The 19,346-nt window shown below is 58.8% G+C and carries 20 protein-coding genes; 8 read left to right on the forward strand and 12 right to left on the reverse strand.

Annotation, left to right across the window (positions count from 1 at the left end; translation table 11 throughout):
* The first annotated feature begins 25 nt into the window (after positions 1-25).
* A complete protein-coding gene (locus tag JOE29_RS15075; RefSeq protein ID WP_029572001.1) occupies positions 26-367 on the forward strand; it encodes a hypothetical protein in 342 nt (113 codons plus the stop codon).
* Positions 368-460: 93 nt separating this feature from the next.
* On the opposite strand, the gene JOE29_RS15080 is transcribed toward JOE29_RS15075, so the two are convergent.
* The 4 genes from JOE29_RS15080 to JOE29_RS15095 form a co-directional block, all read right to left on the reverse strand.
* A complete protein-coding gene (locus JOE29_RS15080) occupies positions 461-1,588 on the reverse strand; it encodes a HAMP domain-containing sensor histidine kinase (protein WP_044311636.1) in 1,128 nt (375 codons plus the stop codon).
* A gap of 133 nt (positions 1,589-1,721) precedes the next feature.
* Positions 1,722-1,961 carry a hypothetical protein gene (locus JOE29_RS15085; protein WP_044311637.1) on the reverse strand — a complete coding sequence of 80 codons (240 nt, stop codon included), beginning with the start codon at positions 1,959-1,961 and terminating at the stop codon, positions 1,722-1,724.
* Between the two features lie 78 nt (positions 1,962-2,039).
* A complete protein-coding gene (locus JOE29_RS15090) occupies positions 2,040-2,483 on the reverse strand; it encodes a S24 family peptidase (protein WP_003415915.1) in 444 nt (147 codons plus the stop codon).
* A 137-nt stretch (positions 2,484-2,620) separates the two neighbouring features.
* On the reverse strand, positions 2,621-3,883 hold the full coding sequence (locus tag JOE29_RS15095; RefSeq protein ID WP_210079664.1) for a M20/M25/M40 family metallo-hydrolase: 1,263 nt from the start codon (positions 3,881-3,883) through the stop codon (positions 2,621-2,623).
* A gap of 238 nt (positions 3,884-4,121) precedes the next feature.
* Here JOE29_RS15095 and JOE29_RS15100 point away from each other — a divergent pair, with 238 nt between their 5' ends.
* Both JOE29_RS15100 and tal read left to right on the forward strand, forming a co-directional pair.
* The gene (locus tag JOE29_RS15100; RefSeq protein ID WP_210079665.1) at positions 4,122-6,491 is read left to right on the forward strand and encodes a TonB-dependent siderophore receptor; all 2,370 of its coding nucleotides are present in this window, start codon (positions 4,122-4,124) and stop codon (positions 6,489-6,491) included.
* Between the two features lie 208 nt (positions 6,492-6,699).
* Positions 6,700-7,629 (forward strand): transaldolase, encoded by a 930-nt coding sequence (gene tal / locus JOE29_RS15105; RefSeq protein WP_003315065.1) that lies wholly within the window; start codon positions 6,700-6,702, stop codon positions 7,627-7,629.
* Positions 7,630-7,713: 84 nt separating this feature from the next.
* On the opposite strand, the gene rssC is transcribed toward tal, so the two are convergent.
* Both rssC and rssB read right to left on the reverse strand, forming a co-directional pair.
* The gene (gene rssC / locus JOE29_RS15110) at positions 7,714-8,199 is read right to left on the reverse strand and encodes an anti-sigma factor antagonist RssC (RefSeq protein WP_003315067.1); all 486 of its coding nucleotides are present in this window, start codon (positions 8,197-8,199) and stop codon (positions 7,714-7,716) included.
* Complete coding sequence (gene rssB / locus JOE29_RS15115; RefSeq protein ID WP_003315068.1) at positions 8,196-9,380, reverse strand: two-component system response regulator RssB; 1,185 nt, start codon at positions 9,378-9,380, stop codon at positions 8,196-8,198. Before rssB ends, rssC begins: the two co-directional genes overlap by 4 nt.
* 267 nt (positions 9,381-9,647) lie before the next feature.
* On the opposite strand from rssB, the gene JOE29_RS15120 reads away from it, so the two are divergent.
* Positions 9,648-9,947 (forward strand): PilZ domain-containing protein, encoded by a 300-nt coding sequence (locus JOE29_RS15120; RefSeq protein WP_044311641.1) that lies wholly within the window; start codon positions 9,648-9,650, stop codon positions 9,945-9,947.
* Between the two features lie 88 nt (positions 9,948-10,035).
* Here JOE29_RS15120 and JOE29_RS15125 read toward each other — a convergent pair whose 3' ends face one another.
* Positions 10,036-10,737, reverse strand: coding sequence for a VacJ family lipoprotein (locus JOE29_RS15125; RefSeq protein WP_003346474.1), 702 nt, complete (start codon positions 10,735-10,737; stop codon positions 10,036-10,038).
* 198 nt (positions 10,738-10,935) lie between these two features.
* Between JOE29_RS15125 and JOE29_RS15130 the strand changes: the two genes are divergently transcribed.
* Positions 10,936-11,544 carry a hypothetical protein gene (locus JOE29_RS15130; RefSeq protein ID WP_010426038.1) on the forward strand — a complete coding sequence of 203 codons (609 nt, stop codon included), beginning with the start codon at positions 10,936-10,938 and terminating at the stop codon, positions 11,542-11,544.
* Between the two features lie 103 nt (positions 11,545-11,647).
* The gene (locus tag JOE29_RS15135) at positions 11,648-11,917 is read left to right on the forward strand and encodes a DUF4404 family protein (RefSeq protein ID WP_010426036.1); all 270 of its coding nucleotides are present in this window, start codon (positions 11,648-11,650) and stop codon (positions 11,915-11,917) included.
* Positions 11,918-12,076: 159 nt separating this feature from the next.
* Here JOE29_RS15135 and queF read toward each other — a convergent pair whose 3' ends face one another.
* From queF to JOE29_RS15155, 4 genes are all read right to left on the reverse strand, one after another.
* The gene (queF, locus tag JOE29_RS15140; protein ID WP_003396752.1) at positions 12,077-12,907 is read right to left on the reverse strand and encodes an NADPH-dependent 7-cyano-7-deazaguanine reductase QueF; all 831 of its coding nucleotides are present in this window, start codon (positions 12,905-12,907) and stop codon (positions 12,077-12,079) included.
* Positions 12,908-13,037: 130 nt separating this feature from the next.
* A complete protein-coding gene (locus JOE29_RS15145; protein ID WP_003415905.1) occupies positions 13,038-14,282 on the reverse strand; it encodes a lipoprotein-releasing ABC transporter permease subunit in 1,245 nt (414 codons plus the stop codon).
* Positions 14,283-14,357: 75 nt separating this feature from the next.
* The gene (lolD, locus tag JOE29_RS15150; RefSeq protein WP_177205326.1) at positions 14,358-15,041 is read right to left on the reverse strand and encodes a lipoprotein-releasing ABC transporter ATP-binding protein LolD; all 684 of its coding nucleotides are present in this window, start codon (positions 15,039-15,041) and stop codon (positions 14,358-14,360) included.
* Positions 15,042-15,048: 7 nt separating this feature from the next.
* Complete coding sequence (locus JOE29_RS15155) at positions 15,049-16,299, reverse strand: lipoprotein-releasing ABC transporter permease subunit (RefSeq protein ID WP_044311642.1); 1,251 nt, start codon at positions 16,297-16,299, stop codon at positions 15,049-15,051.
* 102 nt (positions 16,300-16,401) lie between these two features.
* On the opposite strand from JOE29_RS15155, the gene JOE29_RS15160 reads away from it, so the two are divergent.
* Both JOE29_RS15160 and JOE29_RS15165 read left to right on the forward strand, forming a co-directional pair.
* Entirely contained in the window at positions 16,402-16,989 is a 588-nt protein-coding gene (locus JOE29_RS15160; protein ID WP_044311643.1) for a PilZ domain-containing protein, read from the forward strand.
* Between the two features lie 44 nt (positions 16,990-17,033).
* The gene (locus JOE29_RS15165) at positions 17,034-17,756 is read left to right on the forward strand and encodes a glycerophosphodiester phosphodiesterase (RefSeq protein WP_004418366.1); all 723 of its coding nucleotides are present in this window, start codon (positions 17,034-17,036) and stop codon (positions 17,754-17,756) included.
* A 42-nt stretch (positions 17,757-17,798) separates the two neighbouring features.
* On the opposite strand, the gene sthA is transcribed toward JOE29_RS15165, so the two are convergent.
* A complete protein-coding gene (sthA, locus tag JOE29_RS15170) occupies positions 17,799-19,193 on the reverse strand; it encodes a Si-specific NAD(P)(+) transhydrogenase (RefSeq protein WP_210079666.1) in 1,395 nt (464 codons plus the stop codon).
* Positions 19,194-19,346 lie beyond the last annotated feature (153 nt).

A 19,346-nucleotide genomic window follows, 5' to 3' on the forward strand; every position in this document is an offset into this window, starting at 1 on the left:
TCGAGTGTTTGCATGGAGCATACATGTGATATCCGATAGAAACCGAAATGCCGTTATTGGTCTCGAGAACGGCGTGACGATCAACCGTAGCTCTTTTCGTCTGGCTTGGCGGACGCTGAGGTTTGGTAAAGCAGAGCAGTTGGCAACTGAGATGGCAGGCGTTGAAAACTTACCCGTTTCAACGACAGGCCTGGCGACGGTACTGAGCCCGGCCATGCGGCTTTTTGACGGGTGTGCAGACATGGGTCTATGGGACGATGATACTTATGACCTGTTGATCATTCGTCTTCCCCCCGACGGCAGCAGATCGGACACCTACAGGCATCTCATCCGTGTGGCACGTCAGGGTGTGATTATCCTGCGCTGACTTTCAGGCCATGACGGGCGCGTTATCAGGGACAGGCAGCTCTGATCCGGATGCTCTTCAGTTGCCTCGCAACTCTATCGCCGCTACGCGACCTCACTCCGCATTCAACGGAATAACGACCGCAAACGTAGTCCCCAGATCCGCTTTCGACGTCACCTCGATACGCCCGCCGTGCGCATCGACGATTCTGTCGACGATGAACAGGCCCAGCCCCAGGCTTGAATAAGGTCCGTTGTCGGTCATCTTTTCGGGTGAATAGCGGTCCATCGGGTTGAAGATGAACGGAAGCACGTCTTCGGGAATCGGGCTGCCGGTGTTGTGGACGGTAAAGCGCAGCTCGCTCTCCGAGACGGCCAGCGTCACTTCAACGGGATCAGAGCTATTGCCGTGCTGTATGGCGTTGCCGATGAGGTTGGAGAAGACCTGCTCGAGGCGATCGCCATCGAAGCGACCCATGACCGGTTCGTCTGAAGTCAGGCGAATGTCTGCTTCCGGGTGGACCGTGCTCGATTCTTCAACGATGCGGACGCAGATGGGTTGCATGTCTATTTCGGTCTTTTTCAGCGGGATGCCGGGGCCGATCTGCGAACGCGTGAAGTCGAGCAAGTCGCCAACGATCTGGTTGGCGCGCTTCACGCTGGAATAGATCCTCGAGGCGACCTTGGTTGGCCGCGCGCCCAGATCATGGGTGCGCAACAGCACGTCAGCACCCAGCAATATGGCGCTTAGCGGGGTACGCAAGTCGTGCCCGAGGATGCCCAGAAAGATATTGCGTGACGCCTGAACCGCGCCTGTGTAGCTGGTGATGGACTCGGCAAGGGCCTGATCTATGGCTTCATTGAAGCGGATCATGTCTTCGATCTGCTGCTGAGTATCCAGCGCCTCTTGCGACATCCACTGCTTGATCACACTTGCCCGTAATGCCCGAAACTCCGAGACCACCTGGTCAATGGTGAAGCCCGACATCAATCGGGTGATTGCGTGGATTTTCGCCGCCGTGTCTTCGTGCGAAACGGCGTGGCCCTGCGATTTGTCGACCTGCTGCTGCAGCGATTGATCCATTTGCAGATCAGTAGCGATAGCCCGCAGCATTTGCTCGACATGATCTCTCAGCTCTGTGGTATCCAGAGGCTCGCCAAGGGTGGACAGGGTGCGCGCGAAATCGGTCCACTCGCGCACGATAGGTTCGATGTTCTCGAGGATGAAGCCTGATAACCGCATAGCCATTCAAACCTGACATGAACCCCGCAGATTGCGGATTCGTAGGGTAAGCCAATGCATCCGTCCCTATCCAGCGGACAAATAACGTCTGAAGTGAAATTCACGCAGGCAGGAGAATAACGGAATACCGAATCTAATCGGCAAGTGCCTGTAAACGAGCCTGAACTGCATCGTCGAATATGATGTAAAGCGCTTCGGCATCGGCTGGACGCAGCTTTCTGCTGGTCTCAAGACCGTGAATGTATTCGATCTGCAACGCCGCTTCGGCTTCCACGTCGGCGCGGATGCTGGTTGCGTCGAGTGCCCTCACCAGATCACTGATTGCTCCCTGTAGAGGCTTGGGGAGCCGTAACTGGTCAAGTCGTTCTTGCATGCGCTCGGTATTCCGGTAAAAGCCAAAGAGTGGGCAGCAGATCACGCAGCGGCGTGCAATGCAAGGACATGCGGCTGTTCATCGATGAGCTGATGATGCAGCGCGGCCCTCCAGCAGGTTTTTCAGGCTGTAGGTCACCACGCCCAGAATGATCAGATCATCGTTGTCGGTGACATGCAGTGACGGGTAATCCGGGTTTTGCGATTCCAGAATCACCACATCGCCACGCATGTGCAAACGCCGGCAGATCTGCCGTGCATTGAGCGAGGCAACGACAATGTCACCGTGCTCGGCGTACTGGCTGCGGTCGACCACCAGCATGTCCCCGCTGCACATGCCGCCCCCTTGCATACCTTGATCTTCGATCCTGGCCAGGTAGGCGTGCGGCTCACGGACCTCGCAAAGCTCGGCAATGGAAACATGCTTCTCGACCACTGGCGATCTGGCGCCAACGGACGACAGCGATATGAACGGGAGCTTGATGCCCCCTGCCGACAACGGGCCAAGGAAGGTAACACTCATGAGGCGAGCCTTTTCTGATTAACTGTATGCATATACAGTTAATCGTTTATCGGCGCTCAGGTCAATCGCAAAGCCCGATACCTCGACAGATGGCGCGGACCGGAGACCACGCCTTGCCGCCCTCACCTCACAGGCCCTCAGGGTGTCGCATCGCCCTTCGACAACTGCGTAATCAACGCCACGGTCAGGTAAAGCCTGGGCGCGATGCTCGACAACTCAATGTATTCATCGTCGGCATGCAGCCCGGCACCGACCACGCCCATGGTTTCGAGCACCGCAGGCTTTGCACTGCCCGGTACGTAGGCATAGCCCGCGTCGGTACCGAAACGCATGGCAATCGGCTCCAGAGTGCGGCCTGTCTTCAGGTAAAGCGTCTGCGCGGTTTTCGCCAGTTGCTCGGAACCAGGGTTTCTGGCCAGCGGCGGTCGGCCTTTTTCCATTCGCAGGGTCACTTCGGTGCCATCGACCAGCGTCTTCTTCACGATCCTTTGGCCATCAGCCAGTACGCGGTCGCTCTCGCTGAGGTCGGAATAGCGCATGTCCGCCTCGGCCGACGCGCTGGATGGAATGATGTTGCGCTTCTCCCCGCCCTTGATCAGCGTCCAGTTGACGGTCGTGTCTTTGCCCGGGTCGCCGAGGTCCTTGAGCTGCAGCAACTGATGCGCCAGCTCGATGGCGGCATTACGCCCGGCCTCGGGAGCGGAGCCTGCGTGTGACGATTTGCCTTTGACATCGAGAATCAGGCCATTGATGCCGTTGGTGGCGACGGTAACGGCATCCTTGTCAGGCGGCTCGTAGGAAAACACGTAGTCATGCTGGCGAGCGAGTTCGGCGATGACTTTTTTCGAGCCGCTGGAGCCGGTCTCCTCGTCCGGGTTGAAGAGCACAGTGAGCGTACCGAACGCCTTGAACTGCTCATTCTGCAACAATTGCAGCGCGTGCAGAATCATCGCTACGCCGCCCTTGGCATCTGCCACCCCTGGGCCATAGGCGCGCTCGCTGTCGAGTCTGAAGGGACGCTTGGCGGCGGTGCCCGGCCCAAACACCGTGTCGTAGTGAACCATCAACAGAAAAGACCGCGTGCCGTTGCCTTTGAAGGTACCGACGATATTGTCCCCCGCCGAAGGCTCTGCCGGCGTGGTGGAAACTTCTGCGCCCAGCGCCTTGAGACGTTCGACCAGCATTGCGCTGACGGTCTTCAGCCCGGTTGCCTGGCCGGTGCCTGTGTCGATATCGACCAGTTGCCGGACCGTGTCGAGGTAGGCCGGTTGTTCGGCCTGGGCTTTTTTCAGCAACTGATCGGGCGACAGTTCGGCGGCGTTGGCAGCCATGGAAAACAGGCCCATTGAAGCCAGGAAAAGTCCGATTGCGGCAGTGATGGGGAAGCGTCGTGAATGCATGCTGGTTCCTTCAGATGATCGCGAGTTGAACAGCATCTTTACCCCAATGCGTTGCTCGACGCCACAGGCGAGGCTCGTGCAACAAATATGTATGAGAATGTAACTGAGAGTGATTAGCATTTAATTAAATGTGAAAAAGTTGTTAGTCTCGCCCCGCCGCTGCCCGTCACCCCGGTCGAGAGGCGCGTCCTCTGCCAGATGTATCACCACGTCCTCAGCCATTGCAGGAATGACCCTAATGCTTCGTCCGTTTCCCCCTTCGCTGATCGGTCTTGTAGTCCTCGGGCTTTCAGCCGCCGCAGTGGCAGCCCCCGTCCAACTCGATCTGCCCGCACAGCCGCTCTCCAAATCGCTGACACAACTGAGTCAGGCAAGCGGCCTGCAGATATCGGCTGATGACTCCCTGATTGCAAGCAAGCAGGCCCCGGCTGTAAGAGGCAGCCTGGAACCGGCTCAGGCACTGAGCCGACTGCTGCTGGGCAGCGGCCTTGACGCCCAAGTGCAGGGCAATGCCGTGAAGGTATTCCAGCCAGCCAGCAATGGTCCCATGACGCTGGGCAACGTGGATATCAGCGCTCAAACGGGAATCGCTGGAATGGCCACTACAGAAGGCAGTGGCTCGTATACGACCGGCTCGATGAGCAGCGCGACCAGGCTGCCCCTGTCGATTCGCGAGACGCCGCAGTCGGTGAGCGTGATCACCCGCCAGCGCATTGAAGATCAAGGCATGAACGACCTCAATGATGTCGTCAAATATGCACCCGGCGTGACGCTGCGCAAGTTCGGCTCGGACCGTCAGCAATTTCTGGCGCGCGGCTTTGCCATCGATAACCTGATGTATGACGGTCTGCCGACAATCGTCAGTACCTTTACACTGGACACCATTTCCGGTGCCGATCTGGCCCTGTACGACCGCGTCGAGGTGGTGCGCGGGGCGACGGGGCTGATGACCGGTGCGGGCAGTCCATCGGCGACGCTGAACCTGATCCGCAAGCGTCCCACCACGACTCCGCAAGTGAGCGTGACCACCAGTGCAGGGAGTTGGGACCGTTACCGTACCGAAGTGGACGCGTCGAACCGGCTCAACGATTCCGGTACGTTGCGCGGCCGGATGGTGGCGGCCTACGAAACGGGCAACAGTTTTGTCGATGAGCGCGATAAAGAGCGCCAGACGTTCTATGGCGTGCTGGAAGCCGATCTCAGCGAATCGACCACCTGGACCATCGGCGCCTCGAGGCAGCGCGATGACGCGACCTCCGACTGGGGCAGCCTGCCATCCGGTCCGAACGGCGAGAATCTTGACCTGCCACGCTCGACGTTCCTGAGCAACGACTGGGCCTACTGGGACAGACACAACGTCAGCCTTTTCACTGACCTGACCCATCATTTCGACAACGGCTGGAGCAGCAAGCTGGCAGCGACCAGAATCTGGGCGGAGTCCGACATGTACTCCAACTACCTGACCGCCAACGGCACCGGCTACGGCCAGGCAGCCGGCCAATACGACACCACGGATGTGCAGACCAGTCTCGACGGCTCACTGTCCGGCCCGTTCCAGCTGTTTGGCCGAGAGCATGAGCTGATGCTCGGGGTCAGTCGTCGCGACGAGAAGTTCGATCAGAAAGGCGGCTTCTACGGCTCCACGCCAATCGATATCTATCACTTCAATCCCAACGTGATTGCAAAGCCAGACCTTGCCACGCGCACGGCCTATGTCAGCCAGAACACCGCCACCGAGGAAGGCGTCTACGCTGCCGCGCGTTTCAACCCGATTGATCCGTTGCACCTTATCGTCGGCAGCCGGGTGAGCTGGTACGACTACCAGAATCGTTCGGCCAATAATGGCGACTACAAGGTCATCCGCGAAGTCACGCCCTACGCCGGTGTTGTCTATGACCTGAACGACACCTACTCGGCCTACGCCAGCTATACCGAGATTTTCAAGCCGCAGAATCAGTTGGACGGGGGAGGCGGCGTACTTGACCCGATGACCGGCGAAAGTTATGAAATCGGTCTGAAAGGCGAATACTTCGACGGCGGCCTGAATGCCTCGCTGGCAGTCTTCGACATGACCCAGGAAAACCGCGCGTATGCCATCGTTAACCCGCCAGCCGCCTGCCAGCAGCAAAATCGCGTCTGTTACGAAGCCGCCGGGGAAGTGCGCAGTCGAGGTATCGACGCAGAAATAACCGGCCAACTGACACCTGACTGGCAGGCCTCCGCTTCCTACACATTGGTGTTGAGCCAGTACGTCAAGGACCGAACCAATGACAAGGGCGACCTGTTTGCGCCCAATCAGCCGAAACACCTGTTCAAGGCAGCGACGTCCTACCACCTGCCCGGCAACCTGAACAAATGGCGCGTGGGTGCAGATGTCCTGGCACAAAGCGAGACGTACAACCGGGTCGGCAACGGTCACTCCGTGCAGGATGCCTATGCGGTCGTGGGGCTGATGGCAGGCTACCGGTTCGACGAGCACTGGGACGCGCGGGTCAATCTCAACAACGTATTCGACGAAAAATACTGGCAAGGCATTCCGCTGGCAACCGGCAGCGGCGTTTACGGTGACCCGCGCAACCTGATGGTCTCGCTGAAGTGGTCGCTGTGAAACCTGCAGCGTGCAGGCCGCTCGGCAGAGGTTAAATTCATATGAAGGGAACAAGCAGTCGGTGCGAGGCTCAAAAACAGTCTAGACAAAGGTATTCACGACAATGCCGTCCCTCAGGGCCTATCATCGGCAGCAGTAAACGCTGCGGCCTTGAGTGGTCGGCAGCGCTCGGGTAATGTCATCCAACCGCACAGGACAGAGCACGCTCATGACTTCCAAGCTGGATCAACTCAAGAAATTCACCACCGTTGTTGCTGACACCGGCGACTTCGGCGCAATCAAGAGCCTCGAACCCGAGGACGCCACCACCAACCCTTCCCTGCTGCTCAAGGCCGCTTCCGACGCGAACAACGCCAAGATGCTGGGCGAAGCGTTCGACGGTAGCAAGGGCGACATCGGCCTTGCCTGCGACCGCTTTGCAGTCGCCATCGGTCAGGAGATTCTCAAAGTGGTTCCGGGTCGCGTATCCACTGAAGTGGACGCACGCCTCTCCTTCGACACCCATGCCCTGATCGAGCGCAGCGAGCGCTTGATCGGTCTGTACGACGCCGCTGGCATCAAGCGTGATCGGGTGCTGATCAAACTGGCAGCTACCTGGGAAGGTATCCGCGCAGCTGAGAAGCTCGAGAAGGATGGCATCCAGACCAACCTGACCTTGCTGTTCTCCTTCGCCCAGGCAGTCGCCTGCGCCGAGGCCGGGGTGTTCCTGATTTCGCCGTTCGTGGGCCGTATCTACGACTGGTACAAGAAGTCGACAGGCACCGACTACACCGGCGCAGAAGACCCGGGCGTGCAGTCGGTATCGCGCATCTACAACTACTACAAGGCCAACGACTTCAAGACCGTGGTCATGGGTGCGAGCTTTCGCAACCTGAACCAGATTGAACAGCTGGCCGGTTGTGATCGCCTGACCATCAGCACCGACCTGCTCAAGAAGCTGGCTGAGGACACCGGCACTCTGGAACGCAAGCTTGCACCGGGCAACGCCGGCGAAGCGCGTCAGAGCCTGACCGAGAGCCAGTTCCGCTGGGCTTCCAACGAAGACGCCATGGCCACCGAAAAGCTGGCTGAAGGTATTCGCCAGTTCGCTCGCGATCAGGAAAAGCTGGAAGCACTGCTCTCCGCCAAAAAAGCCTGAACATGAAAAGGGCGACACCTTCGCAGGTGTCGCCCTTTTTGCTGCCTGCCGTTCTGAGATCAGAGAGACAGACGCAACTGATGCCTAGCGCTGACCTTCCAGTGCATTGACCAGATCATGGAACGCTTCACGATTGGAGTCGTTGAGGCCCATGAGGATCTTGTGCGCTTCAAGCACCTTGGCTTTCACCACTTCTTCGCACTGGTCCTGTGAAGGCAGATCAGTCAGGCACTCAGGCCGCGGCAGAGGCCGGTCAACGATGTTGAAGACCTGATCGAAGCCCATCGACTGCAACAGGCGCGTGATGTCCTCGTGAGTGGTCACAAGGGTCGGCAACAGGCCTACCTTCTGGCGTGACAGAATCGACAGTTTGGCCAGCAGGCCAAGCGTTGTGCTGTCAATGCTGCGGGTTTCGGTCAGGTCAATGACCACCGCCGAGAAATTCAGCGCAGTGAAGATGCGCTCGATAGTCGCATCCAGTGCCGAACACAGCGTCAACCGCACTTCACCCACGAACTTGAGAACGAAGGTGCCTTCCTGCTCGGCGAACTGGATTCTACCGGTACTCATTCAAGATTCCTGCTTAACACTAACAAGGCGATATCATCCGGCATCTCCCCTAGCGTTGCCAATTCAAAAACCCGCTGCAAGCCATCCAGGCTGCCGCCAGCCGTCTTGACCAATTCGGGAAGGACGGCTTCTTTCTCTTTGAGTGTATCACCGGGTAACAAGTCCAGTATGCCATCAGACAACATGGTCAGACTGAAGGACTCGGGCAGATCGATTTCATGATCCTGGTAAGTCGCCTCGTTGAACAACCCTACCGGGAGTCCACGACCTTCCAGATAATGCGCCTGCCCTTCGGAATACAACACAGGCAATGGCAGGTGTCCGCCCACTGCGTACGTCAGTTTACCTGACTCTTCGTCGATGACACCGCCGACCATCGTAACGTGCTTGCCCAGCTTGCAACTGATAAGACCGCGGTTGATATGCCCCAGCACATCCGAAGGCTTGAACTCCGGAAGCGTTCCACCACGCTTGGACTCGAACAGCAGCCGCGTGGTCATGAACTTCAGCAGCACGGTAATGAATGCCGAGGACGCGCCATGGCCTGAAACATCAGCGAGGTAAAAAGCGACACGCCGCTCGTCGACCCTGAAATAGTCGACAAAATCGCCGGACAGGTACAACGACGGAATGATCTGGTGCGCGAATTTGAATGCGTCAATCGACCACGGCGTGATCGGCAGCATGTTCATCTGCACTTGCCGACCCGCGTCCTGGTCTTCCTGCAACAGGTGCAGGCTGGCTTCGAGCTCGCGATTGGCTTTTTCCAGCTTCTCGCGGTAGACCTGGTTTTCAGTGAGCAAGCGAGCACGATCCAGCGCACGACGCACCGAATGCTCGAGTACGGCAAGATCTTCGAGAGGCTTGATCAGGTAGTCGGCAGCGCCGAGGCGCAAGGCCTCGACTGCATCGCTCATCACGCCCGCGCCGGAAACGACGATGACAGGCGTCTGCGGCGCGATGGCGGTGACCTGACGGATCAGCTCAAGCCCGCCCATCTGTGGCATGCGTAAGTCGCAGACCACCAGATCGGGGTTCTCCTGCTCGAATATCTGGATTCCCTGCAAGCCGTTACTCGCTTGCAGAACGCTGAAGCCACTGTCTTCAAGGTAGGCGGCAAGGCTTGCGCGCACTACGTCGTCGTCATCGATAATCAGCAGCTTGGCACTGGTTTTTGGCATGGGGGCAAACGGCGCCAGATCAGGTTGGCGTAGGCGGCCCGGGATTACCGGAAGCCACTTACTGGATTCGCTTCTAGCCTCTCCGCAATAACACGCAACAACTTGATAAGTCTGTCGTGTTTCAGAGGTGCCCTTCAAGGCGCAGACGGTACTCCCATCCGACGGGTGTTTCAAGCATGCTCCTACCCTCACTTTGCGCTCTTTACATCGCAAATCACCCAGAGTTATAAGAACTCACAAATCAGCAACTAAAACGAAGGACTGTACATGAGTCGAAATGATCGCGACTACGAGGAAAAGCGGGATTACATCCGCATGCGCGTCGATGCAGACGTCAACCTGATCCACGCCGGCCAGGTGATCCCTGCCGTATGCATTGACCTTTCCAGCTCTGGCATGCAGGTTCAGGCGCCACGCTCGTTCCAGGTCGGAGACAAAGTCGACGTGCGTATTGATTCTGACCATCCTGCACTCAAGGGGCTTGAAGCCGAAACCGAGGTGGTCTGGGTGAATGATGAAGAAGGTGGTGGACAGAAACTGGGGCTTTCAATCGTCTCGATGAAGTGAAAACGGGCGGAACCGGTTCACACTTTTACAAAATAATAAAGGCGACCCAGGGTCGCCTTTATTGATTCATGCAGCGGCAAAGTAGCGATTAAAAATCGTCTTCGACCTTGCCGTCCTTGACCTTGAACTCGCGGTTCTGCAAATAGGCATTGCGAATGAAGGTGTAGCGATCGCCACTGACCATACGCTCGGCAGACAGCAGGCTGGCACGTGTATCGATCAGGTTGACGCCCAGCGCCGTGTTACGGGTCGGGACGTGATCGATGTAGCGGTAGGGCGAGGTGTAGGTGTCCGGGTACTTGGCGATTGCATCACGTACAGTGCTTGGCCCCAGCAACGGAATGACTACGAACGGACCGCTCGGCACGCCCCAGTAGCCCAGCGTCTGACCGAAGTCTTCATCGTTGCGTTGCAGGCCCATGCGGGTACCCACGTCGATGAAGCCCAGCAGGCCGAAGGTGGTGTTGACGATCAGGCGAGCAGTGTCGACGCCCGCCGCTTCAGGCTTGGCCTGCAGCACGTTGTTCGCCAGGTTGCCGACATCGCCGATGTTGCTGAAGAAGTTATGGATACCGTCTTCGACGAATTGCGGTGCGATGTACTGATACCCCTTGGCCAGCGGCTTGAGCGTGTAAGCGTCAAGGGTATCGTTGAATTTGAAAATGGGACGGTTGATGCCTTCCCACGGATCATCTTCAGCGGCCTGTACGGCCACCGGAACCAGCGCGATGCCGGCACACAGGGACAATTGCACCAAACGTTTGATAAAGCCTGCACCGGTCACGGGCATAGCTGACACTCCTGATCGAGATATCGAAATAATGACGCGGGTGCTACGCCCCACACGCTAGGACAGGGAGTATAAAGCCTTCTGTCGAGAATAAGGCAGGTCTGTCAGCAAAGGGTTCCGCATAAACTCCGTCATCGCACATTCATCGAAGTGTCACAAAAGATCGGTAGCGTTTCTCGATATTTCAGAGAGTTCCTCATGCTCGCCCCGGTCCTCACGCCTCTGCCAACCTTCCCTGCACTGCTGTTCGGCCTTAGCGGCTGCCTGGTGGACTTCGGCGCGCAGGCCGCAAACTCGCGCACACCCGGCGATGAGCACACGCAGTTCACACCGGGTGCAAAGGCTATTCTGCAGACCCTGCGCGACCAGAGCATGCCTTGCGCCTGGCTCGATGAACTGCCTGAAAGCGTGAGCGCCGCACTGGCTGTGCCGGTAAGTGACTGGATGATTCCCGCCCCCCGCCCGACCGCAGGCTGGCCCGCACCGGATGCCTGCTGGATGGCATTGATGGCCCTGAAAGTCAGCCATCTGGATGGCTGCGTACTGATCAGCGGCGACCCGCGCCTGTTGCAGTCCGGGCTGAACGCCGGGCTGTGGACCATTGGCCTGGCCTCCTGCGGACCACTGTGCGGACTCTCGCCCTCGCAATGGCAGGCGCTCAGCAATGCAGAACGTGAACAGCGACGCGCGCAGGCCACGCTCAAACTCTATTCGCTGGGGGTGCATTCGGTGATCGACCATCTGGGCGAGCTGGAATCCTGCCTGGCCGACATAGCCCTGCGACGCAGCAAGGGCGAAAAACCCTGATACATATGCAGCAGGGCGCAGACTGGATTAGTCTTGATTGAACAGGGACCTTTAGCTCTCCGGCGAAGTCCATGAGACAGACTTATCAATCAAGGAGCACGTCATGCCCGCCCGCGAACTGCAAGAACAACTCAATACCCTGCGCGAGCACCTGGAGACTAACCCGCCGATGTCAGAGTCTGAGCGGGAAGACCTGCACGAGCTCATGCAACAAATTGAAACTAAAATTCAGCTGGAACAGGCCACCCACGAGCAGGACAGCAGCCTGGCTGATGGCGTGAATCTGGCCGTCGAGCGTTTCGAGCTGGAGCATCCGACCATCGCTGGAACCTTGCGCAACATCGTGCAGACGCTGGGTAACATCGGAGTCTGATCGGGGAATGCCGCTCTGCTGGCTCTGCGTTGGGCCGCTGATGCGCGGTGCGACGCAGAACATCGAACATCGTCACCACTGACACCTATCGTTCCTCACGCTTCGCGTGTGAATGCCGTTCCGGATGCTTTGCGTCCACTCCCCAGGCCTCAGACACTACTACTGACGCGCCAGCCTGCGGTTGTCCACATCAAGCGTTTCAGTGCTGCGGTACGGGTTGATGTCCAGACCACCGCGGCGCACGTAGCGCGCATACACGGTGAGCTTCTCCGGCTTGAGCAAGCGCTGCAGGTCGAGGAAGATTCTTTCCACACACTGCTCATGAAAATCCGAGTGCTGGCGAAAGCTGACGATATACGCCAGCAGGCTGGCGTGATCCAGCGCTGCGCCGCGATATTCGACCACTACGCTGCCCCAGTCAGGCTGGCTGGTGACCGGACAGTTGGATTTGAGCAGATGACTGTGAACGCTCTCTTCCACCACCCGCGAGTCATCACAACGCAGCAACTCGGGCTGCGGCCGGTCATAGCTGCTGACCGAAATGTCCAGGTCGTCGATGCACAGGCCCGGCAACGCCGCGACACCTTCTTCTTCGATTTCCGCCAGGCTGCGAATACGCACGCCGACCGGTTTGCCCGCCGCAGCCGACAAATCCTGCTCGAGAGTGGTCTGCAGCTGTTCGACGTTCGCGAAAGCCGTCTGATTCAACGAATTGAGGTACAGCTTGAAGGACTTCGATTCGATGATGTTCGGCGATTCTGCCGGAATACTGAATTCGCCGATGGCCACCACCGGCTTGCCGGAAGGCAGCAGCCATGACAGCTCGTAGCAGTTCCAGAAATCGACACCCTGATAAGGCAGCGTCTGCGCGGTAAGCCCAAGCTCGGCCCATTTTGCGGCACGAGGGATCGGGAACAACAGCGACGGCGTGTAGGTGGCGATGTACTCACTGGACTTGCCCAGCGGTGAGTGTTCGGCTGCGGGATGCATGGCAATACCTGGATCATGAATTAACGCGGCGAGTTTATAGCGTTTGCGTGGGGCTTTCAGCGAAAATCCGCTCTGCCCCGCCACCCTCGCAGGCCGCCCTGCGGCCTCGACGAAGGTGACTCAGGCCCTGTCACTCGTAACGCAGTGCGTGCGCCGGCTGGATCTGCGCGGCGCGCCACGCGGGGTAGATGGTCGCCAGAAAGCTCAGGATAAACCCGGCACTGCAGATCAACAGCACGTCACCGGCCTGAAGTTCTGAAGGCAGGTTGCTGATGAAGTACACATCGGAACTGAAGATATGCTGGCCGCTGACCCGCTCTAGCCAGCCCACCAGGCTGCTGACGTTCAGCGCGGCAATAATCCCCAGGATGCCGCCGATCAACGTACCAACGATGCCGATGACGGTGCCCTGGACCACGAAGATCGCCATAATCTGCCGCGGCGTGGCGCCGATGGTGCGCAGGATGGCGATGTCTGCGCCCTTGTCGTTGACCACCATGATCAGCGTCGCAATGATGTTGAACGCTGCCACAGCGACGATCATCAGCAGCAACAGACCGATCATGGTCTTTTCCATCTTCATGGCACTGAACAGGCTGCCCTGGGTGTGGGTCCAGTCATCCGCACGATAACCATCACCCAGACCGGCGGCAATGGCGGTGGACACCTGGGGCGCCTTGTACAGATCCTTGAGCGCCAGTCGCACGCCCTGAACCTGATTGGGCTGCCAGCGTTGCATCTGCGCCGCATCGGCGATATTGATCAGGCCCATCGAACCATCCAGCTCGGCACCGACCTTGAAAATACCCACGACGGTCAGGCGTTGCATGCGCGGCGTGATGCCGCCAGGGGCGCTGCTGACTTCCGGGACGATCAGCGTCAGCTTGTCGCCGATGCTCAAGCGAAAGCGGCGCGCGGTGATATCGCCGAGCACCACGCCGAACTCACCCGGCTTGAGGTCTTCGAGACTTCCGCGGGTGATGTGCTGCGTGACGATCGACACTTCATGTTCCAGCGCCGGGTCTACGCCGCTGATCTGGATCGGCTGCATCGAGCCCTTGTAGGACAGCATGCCTTCCATGTCGGTGAATGGCACGGCAGCGGTGACTTCAGGGTTTTTCAGCGCAGCGTCGGCCAGCGGTTTCCAGTCATCGACCGGAGTGTTACCGGCAATGACCGCGTGCGGCACCATGCCGAGAATCCGCGAGCTCATTTCCCGCTGGAAACCGTTCATGACCGACAGCACCACAATCATCGCCAGGACACCGAGTGCCAGACCGATCATCGAGGTCATCGAAATGAACGAGATGAAGCTTTTGCGGCGTTTGGCGCGGGTATAGCGCATGCCGATGAAGATGGGTAACGGTCTGAACATTCGCGAAGCACCGTGGGAAAATACACCGTATAAAAACTGGAACCCGGCGCGATGAATTGCGCCGGGCCGAGTCGATCAGGCCTTGACGAGGCGGCCGTCTTCCAGACGCAGGACGCGGTCCATTTGCCGGGCCAGGTTCATGTCGTGGGTCACGATCAGAAACGCCGTGCGCGACGACGTGCTCAGTTCACGCATCAGGTCCTGAATGCCTTGGGCCGTGTGGTGATCGAGGTTGCCGGTCGGCTCGTCAAGCATTACCAGACCGGGCTGATTGATCAAGGCACGGGCAATCGCCACACGCTGACGCTCGCCACCGGACAGCTCCGAAGGCTTGTGCGCCAGACGATGACCGAGGCCGACACGCTCCAGCAATGCAGTGGAGCGCTTGCGGGCTTCGGGGATCGGCGTTCGGCCGATCAACAATGGCATGCAGACGTTTTCAAGCGCGGTGAATTCGGGCAGCAGATGGTGGAACTGGTAGACGAAACCCAGCGCCCGGTTACGCAGCAGCCCGCGAGCCTTTTCGCCCAGCGCCGACAACTCTTCGCCAGCCAGCCAGACACTGCCCTCGGATGGCGTGTCCAGCCCGCCCAGCAGGTTGAGCAAGGTACTTTTGCCCGACCCCGAACTGCCGACGATCGCAACACGCTCGCCGGGGTGCAACTCCAGCTGCAGGCCGGACAACACCACCACCGACTCCGGGCCTTCCTCGTAGGATTTACCCAGGTTGCGGCAACTCAATACTGCTTTATCAGACATGCCCGACTCACTCATAACGTAACGCCTCCGCCGGCTGGGTGCGCGCAGCACGCCAGGCGGGATACAGGGTGGCGAGGAAACTCAGGACCAACGCCGCACCGCAGACCTGGAACACGTCCTGGGCCATCAGTTGCGAAGGCAGGTAATCAATGAAGTAGACGTCGGCGTTGAGAAACTTGTGGCCGATCAGCCCTTCGAGTGCAGCTATGGCTGCGCTGACATTGAGCGCCGCCAGAATACCCAGGGCCGCACCGATCAGCGTGCCGACCACGCCGATCACCGTGCCCTGGACCATGAATATCGCCATGATCTGTCGCGGCGTAGCGCCCAGAGTACGCAGAATAGCGATGTCGCCCTTCTTGTCATTGACGACCATCACCAGCGTGGAAATGATGTTGAAGGCCGCCACCGCCACGATCAGCAGCAGCAACAGACCGATCATGGCTTTTTCCATGCGGATGGCCTGATACAGGTTGCCGTGGGTGCGCGTCCAGTCACGCGAGTAGAAATTGTTTTCGCCCAGCTTCTGCGCGATTTCCCACGAGGTACGTGGCGCCGCGAACAGGTCGTCGAACTTGAGACGCAGGCCCTGCACCTGATTGGGCTTCCAGCGATGCAGACGCCCCAGGTCATCGAGATTGGTCAGCCCCAGAAAACCGTCGATTTCGCCAGCGCCGACGTGAAAGATGCCGGTCACCTCGAAACGCTTCATGCGCGGGAACATCCCGGCCGGCGTCACCGTCACTTCAGGTGCAACGAAGGTCAGTTTGTCACCGATGCCGACGCCCAGCTTGGCCGCGGCCTTGTCGCCGATCATGATGCCGAAGCTGCCGGGCGACAGGCTGTCGAGCTGGCCCTGCTTGATGAAGTGGTCAATGATCGAGACCTTGCGCTCTTCGAGCGGGTCGATACCGTTGAGCAGCACTTTCTGCACCTTGCCGTCGTGGGTCAGCAAACCCTGCATCTGGGTGAAAGGCGCAACGGCCAGCACCTGCGGGTTTTCCTGAACCTTCGTGGCCAGGCCGCGCCAGTCGGTGATCGGATCAGCCGATTCGATGGTCGCGTGCGGCACCATGCCGAGCACGCGGGTACGCATTTCGTGATCGAAACCGTTCATCACCGATAACACGACTATCATGACCACAACGCCCAGGGCGAGGCCGATCATGGAGGTCAGGGAGATGAAGGAAACAAAATGATTGCGTCGCTTCGCACGGGTGTAGCGCGTGCCGATAAATACAAAAAGAGGTCTGAACATGTAGGAATTTGTTCGCAGGAATGAGGACGTCCGTGTGGCGGGCCTTGACGTGCAGCTTTACACTCGAAACTCTCTGACCACCGCCGCTAGCTTGGGTTCGCCATGTCGACATTAGATGAAGCAGGACGCCGCGAATACTACCGTATCGACGACAGCGTCGCACTGGAAATTAACCCCCTGTCTGCCGCCGACCAGGCAAGCCAGGATGCCATGCAGGACACCTCGACGCTGTTCGACCTGCTCAGCGAGCTGCACGTGAGCGAGTTCGAGTCACAGCATTTGATGCGCCAGCTCGACGAGCGCGACCGGGTGCTGAACAGTTTTCTCAAGTCGCTGAGCAAGCGCATTGACCTGCTGGGCGAAGTGGTTGCCCACACCGCACTGGGCAAGCTGGGCGCTCCCCAGCCGGTCAAACTGTCCGAAGGCGGGATTCAGTTCAATTCTCAACAGGCTTTTGCAGTCGGCGAACAGCTGTCGATCAAGATGGTGCTGATGCCTCAGGCCGCGGGTCTGATGCTGCGCGCCAGGGTTTGCCAATGTGACACGCTGGCAGACGGCAATTTCGATATCAGTACCGAGTTCGTCAATCTCCCGGACGCCCAGCGCCAGTTACTCGCCCGCCACGTGTTGCAGCGTCAGGCTCAGCAGCGGCGCCAGGCGCTGGAACAGGGCCAAACATCCGGAAATTGAACACCCTGCCTCTTTATCACTACCAATAGTAGCCAGGAGTAAACGTGACCCTTATCTACGGCCACCGCGGCGCCAAGGGCGAAGCACCGGAAAACACCCTGACCAGCTTTCAGGAATGCCTCAAGCACGGCGTGCGCCGCTGTGAACTGGACCTGCATCTTTCAAAGGATGGAGAGTTGATGGTCATTCATGACCCGACCCTCAAGCGCACCACCGACCGACGCGGCAAGGTCAACGAACACCTGGCAGACGACCTGGTGACGTATGACGCGCGCAAGGGTGGCCCTGGCTGGGTCTCGCCGTGCCCGATTCCACGTCTGGAAGAGCTCTTCGAACAATGCGATTTCGAGCACTGGCAGCTGGAAGTCAAAAGCGCTTCACGCACTCGTGCCGCCAACACCGTGCTGGCGATTCGTGAAATGGCTCAGCGCCATGGCTTGCTGGACAAAGTGACGATCACCTCCAGCTCTCGCGAAGTGCTGCGCGCCGCCCTCGACCTGACGCCGGACATCGCGCGCGGGCTGGTGGCCGAATACGCCTGGCTCGACCCGCTGAAGGTCGCCCAGAGTTACGGCTGTGAAATTCTGGCATTGAACTGGACACTGTGTACCCCGGAGCGGCTGCAGAAAGCACAGCGTCAGGGCCTGCATGTGTCGGTGTGGACAGTCAACGAACCTGCACTGATGCGCAGGCTCGCTGATTTCGGCGTCGACAGCCTGATTACAGACTTTCCCGGTTTGGCCACCGCCACGCTCGGGAATCTCTGAAATCGGTCTCCCCGGCCGGCTCAGGCCACCGGCCGGAGTCGCTTAAAAAAGCCGGTTGAGGCCATCGTATGCGGCTACCCGATAGGCTTCGGCCATGGTCGGGTAGTTGAACGTGGTGTTGACGAAGTACTTCATGGTGTTCGCTTCACCCAGCTGGCTCATGATTGCCTGACCGATGTGCACGATCTCGGACGCCTGGTCACCGAAGCAATGCACGCCCAGCACCTCTAGCGTCTCGCGGTGGAACAGGATTTTCAGCATCCCGACCCGCTCCCCGGAAATCTGCGCACGCGCCATGCCCTTGAAGAACGCCTTGCCCACTTCGTAAGGCACCTTGGCCTGCGTCAGTTCGTGTTCGTTCTTGCCGATCGAGCTGATCTCGGGAATGGTGTAGATCCCGGTCGGCACATCGTTGACATAACGCCAGCTGCCATTGTCGACCATGCTGCCCGCTGCCGAACGACCCTGGTCGTAAGCAGCACTGGCCAGGCTTGGCCAACCAATCACATCGCCGGCGCCGTAGACGTTGGAGACGCTGGTACGGTAGGTCTCGTCCACTTCGATCTGACCACGACCGTTGGCCTTCAGGCCAATGTTCTCAAGACCCAGCTTGTCGGTGTTGCCGGTACGGCCGTTGCACCACAGCAAGGCATCGGCCTTGATCTTCTTGCCGGACTTAAGGTGCAGGATAACGCCGTTATCCAGGCCTTCGACCTTTTCGTACTCTTCGTTGTGGCGAACCATCACGTTGTTGTTGCTGAAGTGATAGCTCAGTGCCTGGGAAATTTCCGAATCCAGGAAGCTCAGCAACTGATCACGGTTATCCACCAGCTCGACCAGCACGCCAAGGCCACTGAAGATCGAGGCGTATTCGCAGCCGATCACACCGGCACCATAAATGATCAGCTTGCGCGGGGTATGGCCCAGGCTGAGGATGGTGTCGCTATCGTAGATACGCTTGTGACTGAAATCGATATCGGCCGGCCGATAAGGGCGCGAACCGGTGGCGATGATGATCTGGTTGGCCACCAGCTTTTCCACCACACCGTTGGTGCAGACCACGTTGACGCTGGTCTCGTCGGCAAAACTGCCGGTGCCGAAGAACACGTCGACACGGTTGCGGGCGTAGTAACCGGTGCGCGAGGCCACTTGCTTGGAGATGACCAGTTCGGCGTTTTTCAACACATCCGGAAACGAAAACCAGCGCGGCTCGCCGATGGCACGAAACATGGGATTGGTGTTGAACTGAATGATCTGCTTGACCGAGTGACGCAGGGCCTTGGACGGAATGGTGCCCAAATGGGTGCAATTGCCGCCCACCTGCCGACGGCTGTCGACCATGGCGACCTTGCGCCCCGCCTTGGCGGCGTTCATTGCCGCGCCTTCTCCGGCAGGGCCGGAACCCAGTACCACTACGTCGTAGTTGTAGACAGCCATGCGTACTCCTTTAAACAGACCGAGGCGCCACTTTGGCATCTCTGGCTAAATCACGCGGCGCAGTCTAGCGCTGCACCGAGGCGGCGAACATTAACCCTTGGTCGCGTCGAAGGCCAATTTTTGTCTGCACCTGACGCCAGTGACCGGATAATC

Source organism: Pseudomonas sp. PvP009 (assembly GCF_017832995.1).
GTDB lineage: Bacteria > Pseudomonadota > Gammaproteobacteria > Pseudomonadales > Pseudomonadaceae > Aquipseudomonas > Aquipseudomonas syringae.

Coding starts and splice junctions, on each gene's coding strand:
- JOE29_RS15090 (WP_003415915.1), bottom strand. CDS start 2,483: ATGAGTGTTACCTTCCTTGGCCCGTTGTCGGCAGGGGGCATCAAGCTC.
- queF (WP_003396752.1), bottom strand. CDS start 12,907: ATGCATCCCGCAGCCGAACACTCACCGCTGGGCAAGTCCAGTGAGTAC.
- JOE29_RS15130 (WP_010426038.1), top strand. CDS start 10,936: ATGCTCGCCCCGGTCCTCACGCCTCTGCCAACCTTCCCTGCACTGCTG.
- JOE29_RS15155 (WP_044311642.1), bottom strand. CDS start 16,299: ATGTTCAGACCTCTTTTTGTATTTATCGGCACGCGCTACACCCGTGCG.
- JOE29_RS15135 (WP_010426036.1), top strand. CDS start 11,648: ATGCCCGCCCGCGAACTGCAAGAACAACTCAATACCCTGCGCGAGCAC.
- JOE29_RS15095 (WP_210079664.1), bottom strand. CDS start 3,883: ATGCATTCACGACGCTTCCCCATCACTGCCGCAATCGGACTTTTCCTG.
- rssC (WP_003315067.1), bottom strand. CDS start 8,199: ATGAGTACCGGTAGAATCCAGTTCGCCGAGCAGGAAGGCACCTTCGTT.
- rssB (WP_003315068.1), bottom strand. CDS start 9,380: ATGCCAAAAACCAGTGCCAAGCTGCTGATTATCGATGACGACGACGTA.
- JOE29_RS15100 (WP_210079665.1), top strand. CDS start 4,122: ATGCTTCGTCCGTTTCCCCCTTCGCTGATCGGTCTTGTAGTCCTCGGG.
- JOE29_RS15125 (WP_003346474.1), bottom strand. CDS start 10,737: ATGCCCGTGACCGGTGCAGGCTTTATCAAACGTTTGGTGCAATTGTCC.
- sthA (WP_210079666.1), bottom strand. CDS start 19,193: ATGGCTGTCTACAACTACGACGTAGTGGTACTGGGTTCCGGCCCTGCC.
- JOE29_RS15145 (WP_003415905.1), bottom strand. CDS start 14,282: ATGTTCAGACCGTTACCCATCTTCATCGGCATGCGCTATACCCGCGCC.
- JOE29_RS15085 (WP_044311637.1), bottom strand. CDS start 1,961: ATGCAAGAACGACTTGACCAGTTACGGCTCCCCAAGCCTCTACAGGGA.
- lolD (WP_177205326.1), bottom strand. CDS start 15,041: ATGTCTGATAAAGCAGTATTGAGTTGCCGCAACCTGGGTAAATCCTAC.
- JOE29_RS15080 (WP_044311636.1), bottom strand. CDS start 1,588: ATGCGGTTATCAGGCTTCATCCTCGAGAACATCGAACCTATCGTGCGC.
- JOE29_RS15120 (WP_044311641.1), top strand. CDS start 9,648: ATGAGTCGAAATGATCGCGACTACGAGGAAAAGCGGGATTACATCCGC.
- JOE29_RS15160 (WP_044311643.1), top strand. CDS start 16,402: ATGTCGACATTAGATGAAGCAGGACGCCGCGAATACTACCGTATCGAC.
- tal (WP_003315065.1), top strand. CDS start 6,700: ATGACTTCCAAGCTGGATCAACTCAAGAAATTCACCACCGTTGTTGCT.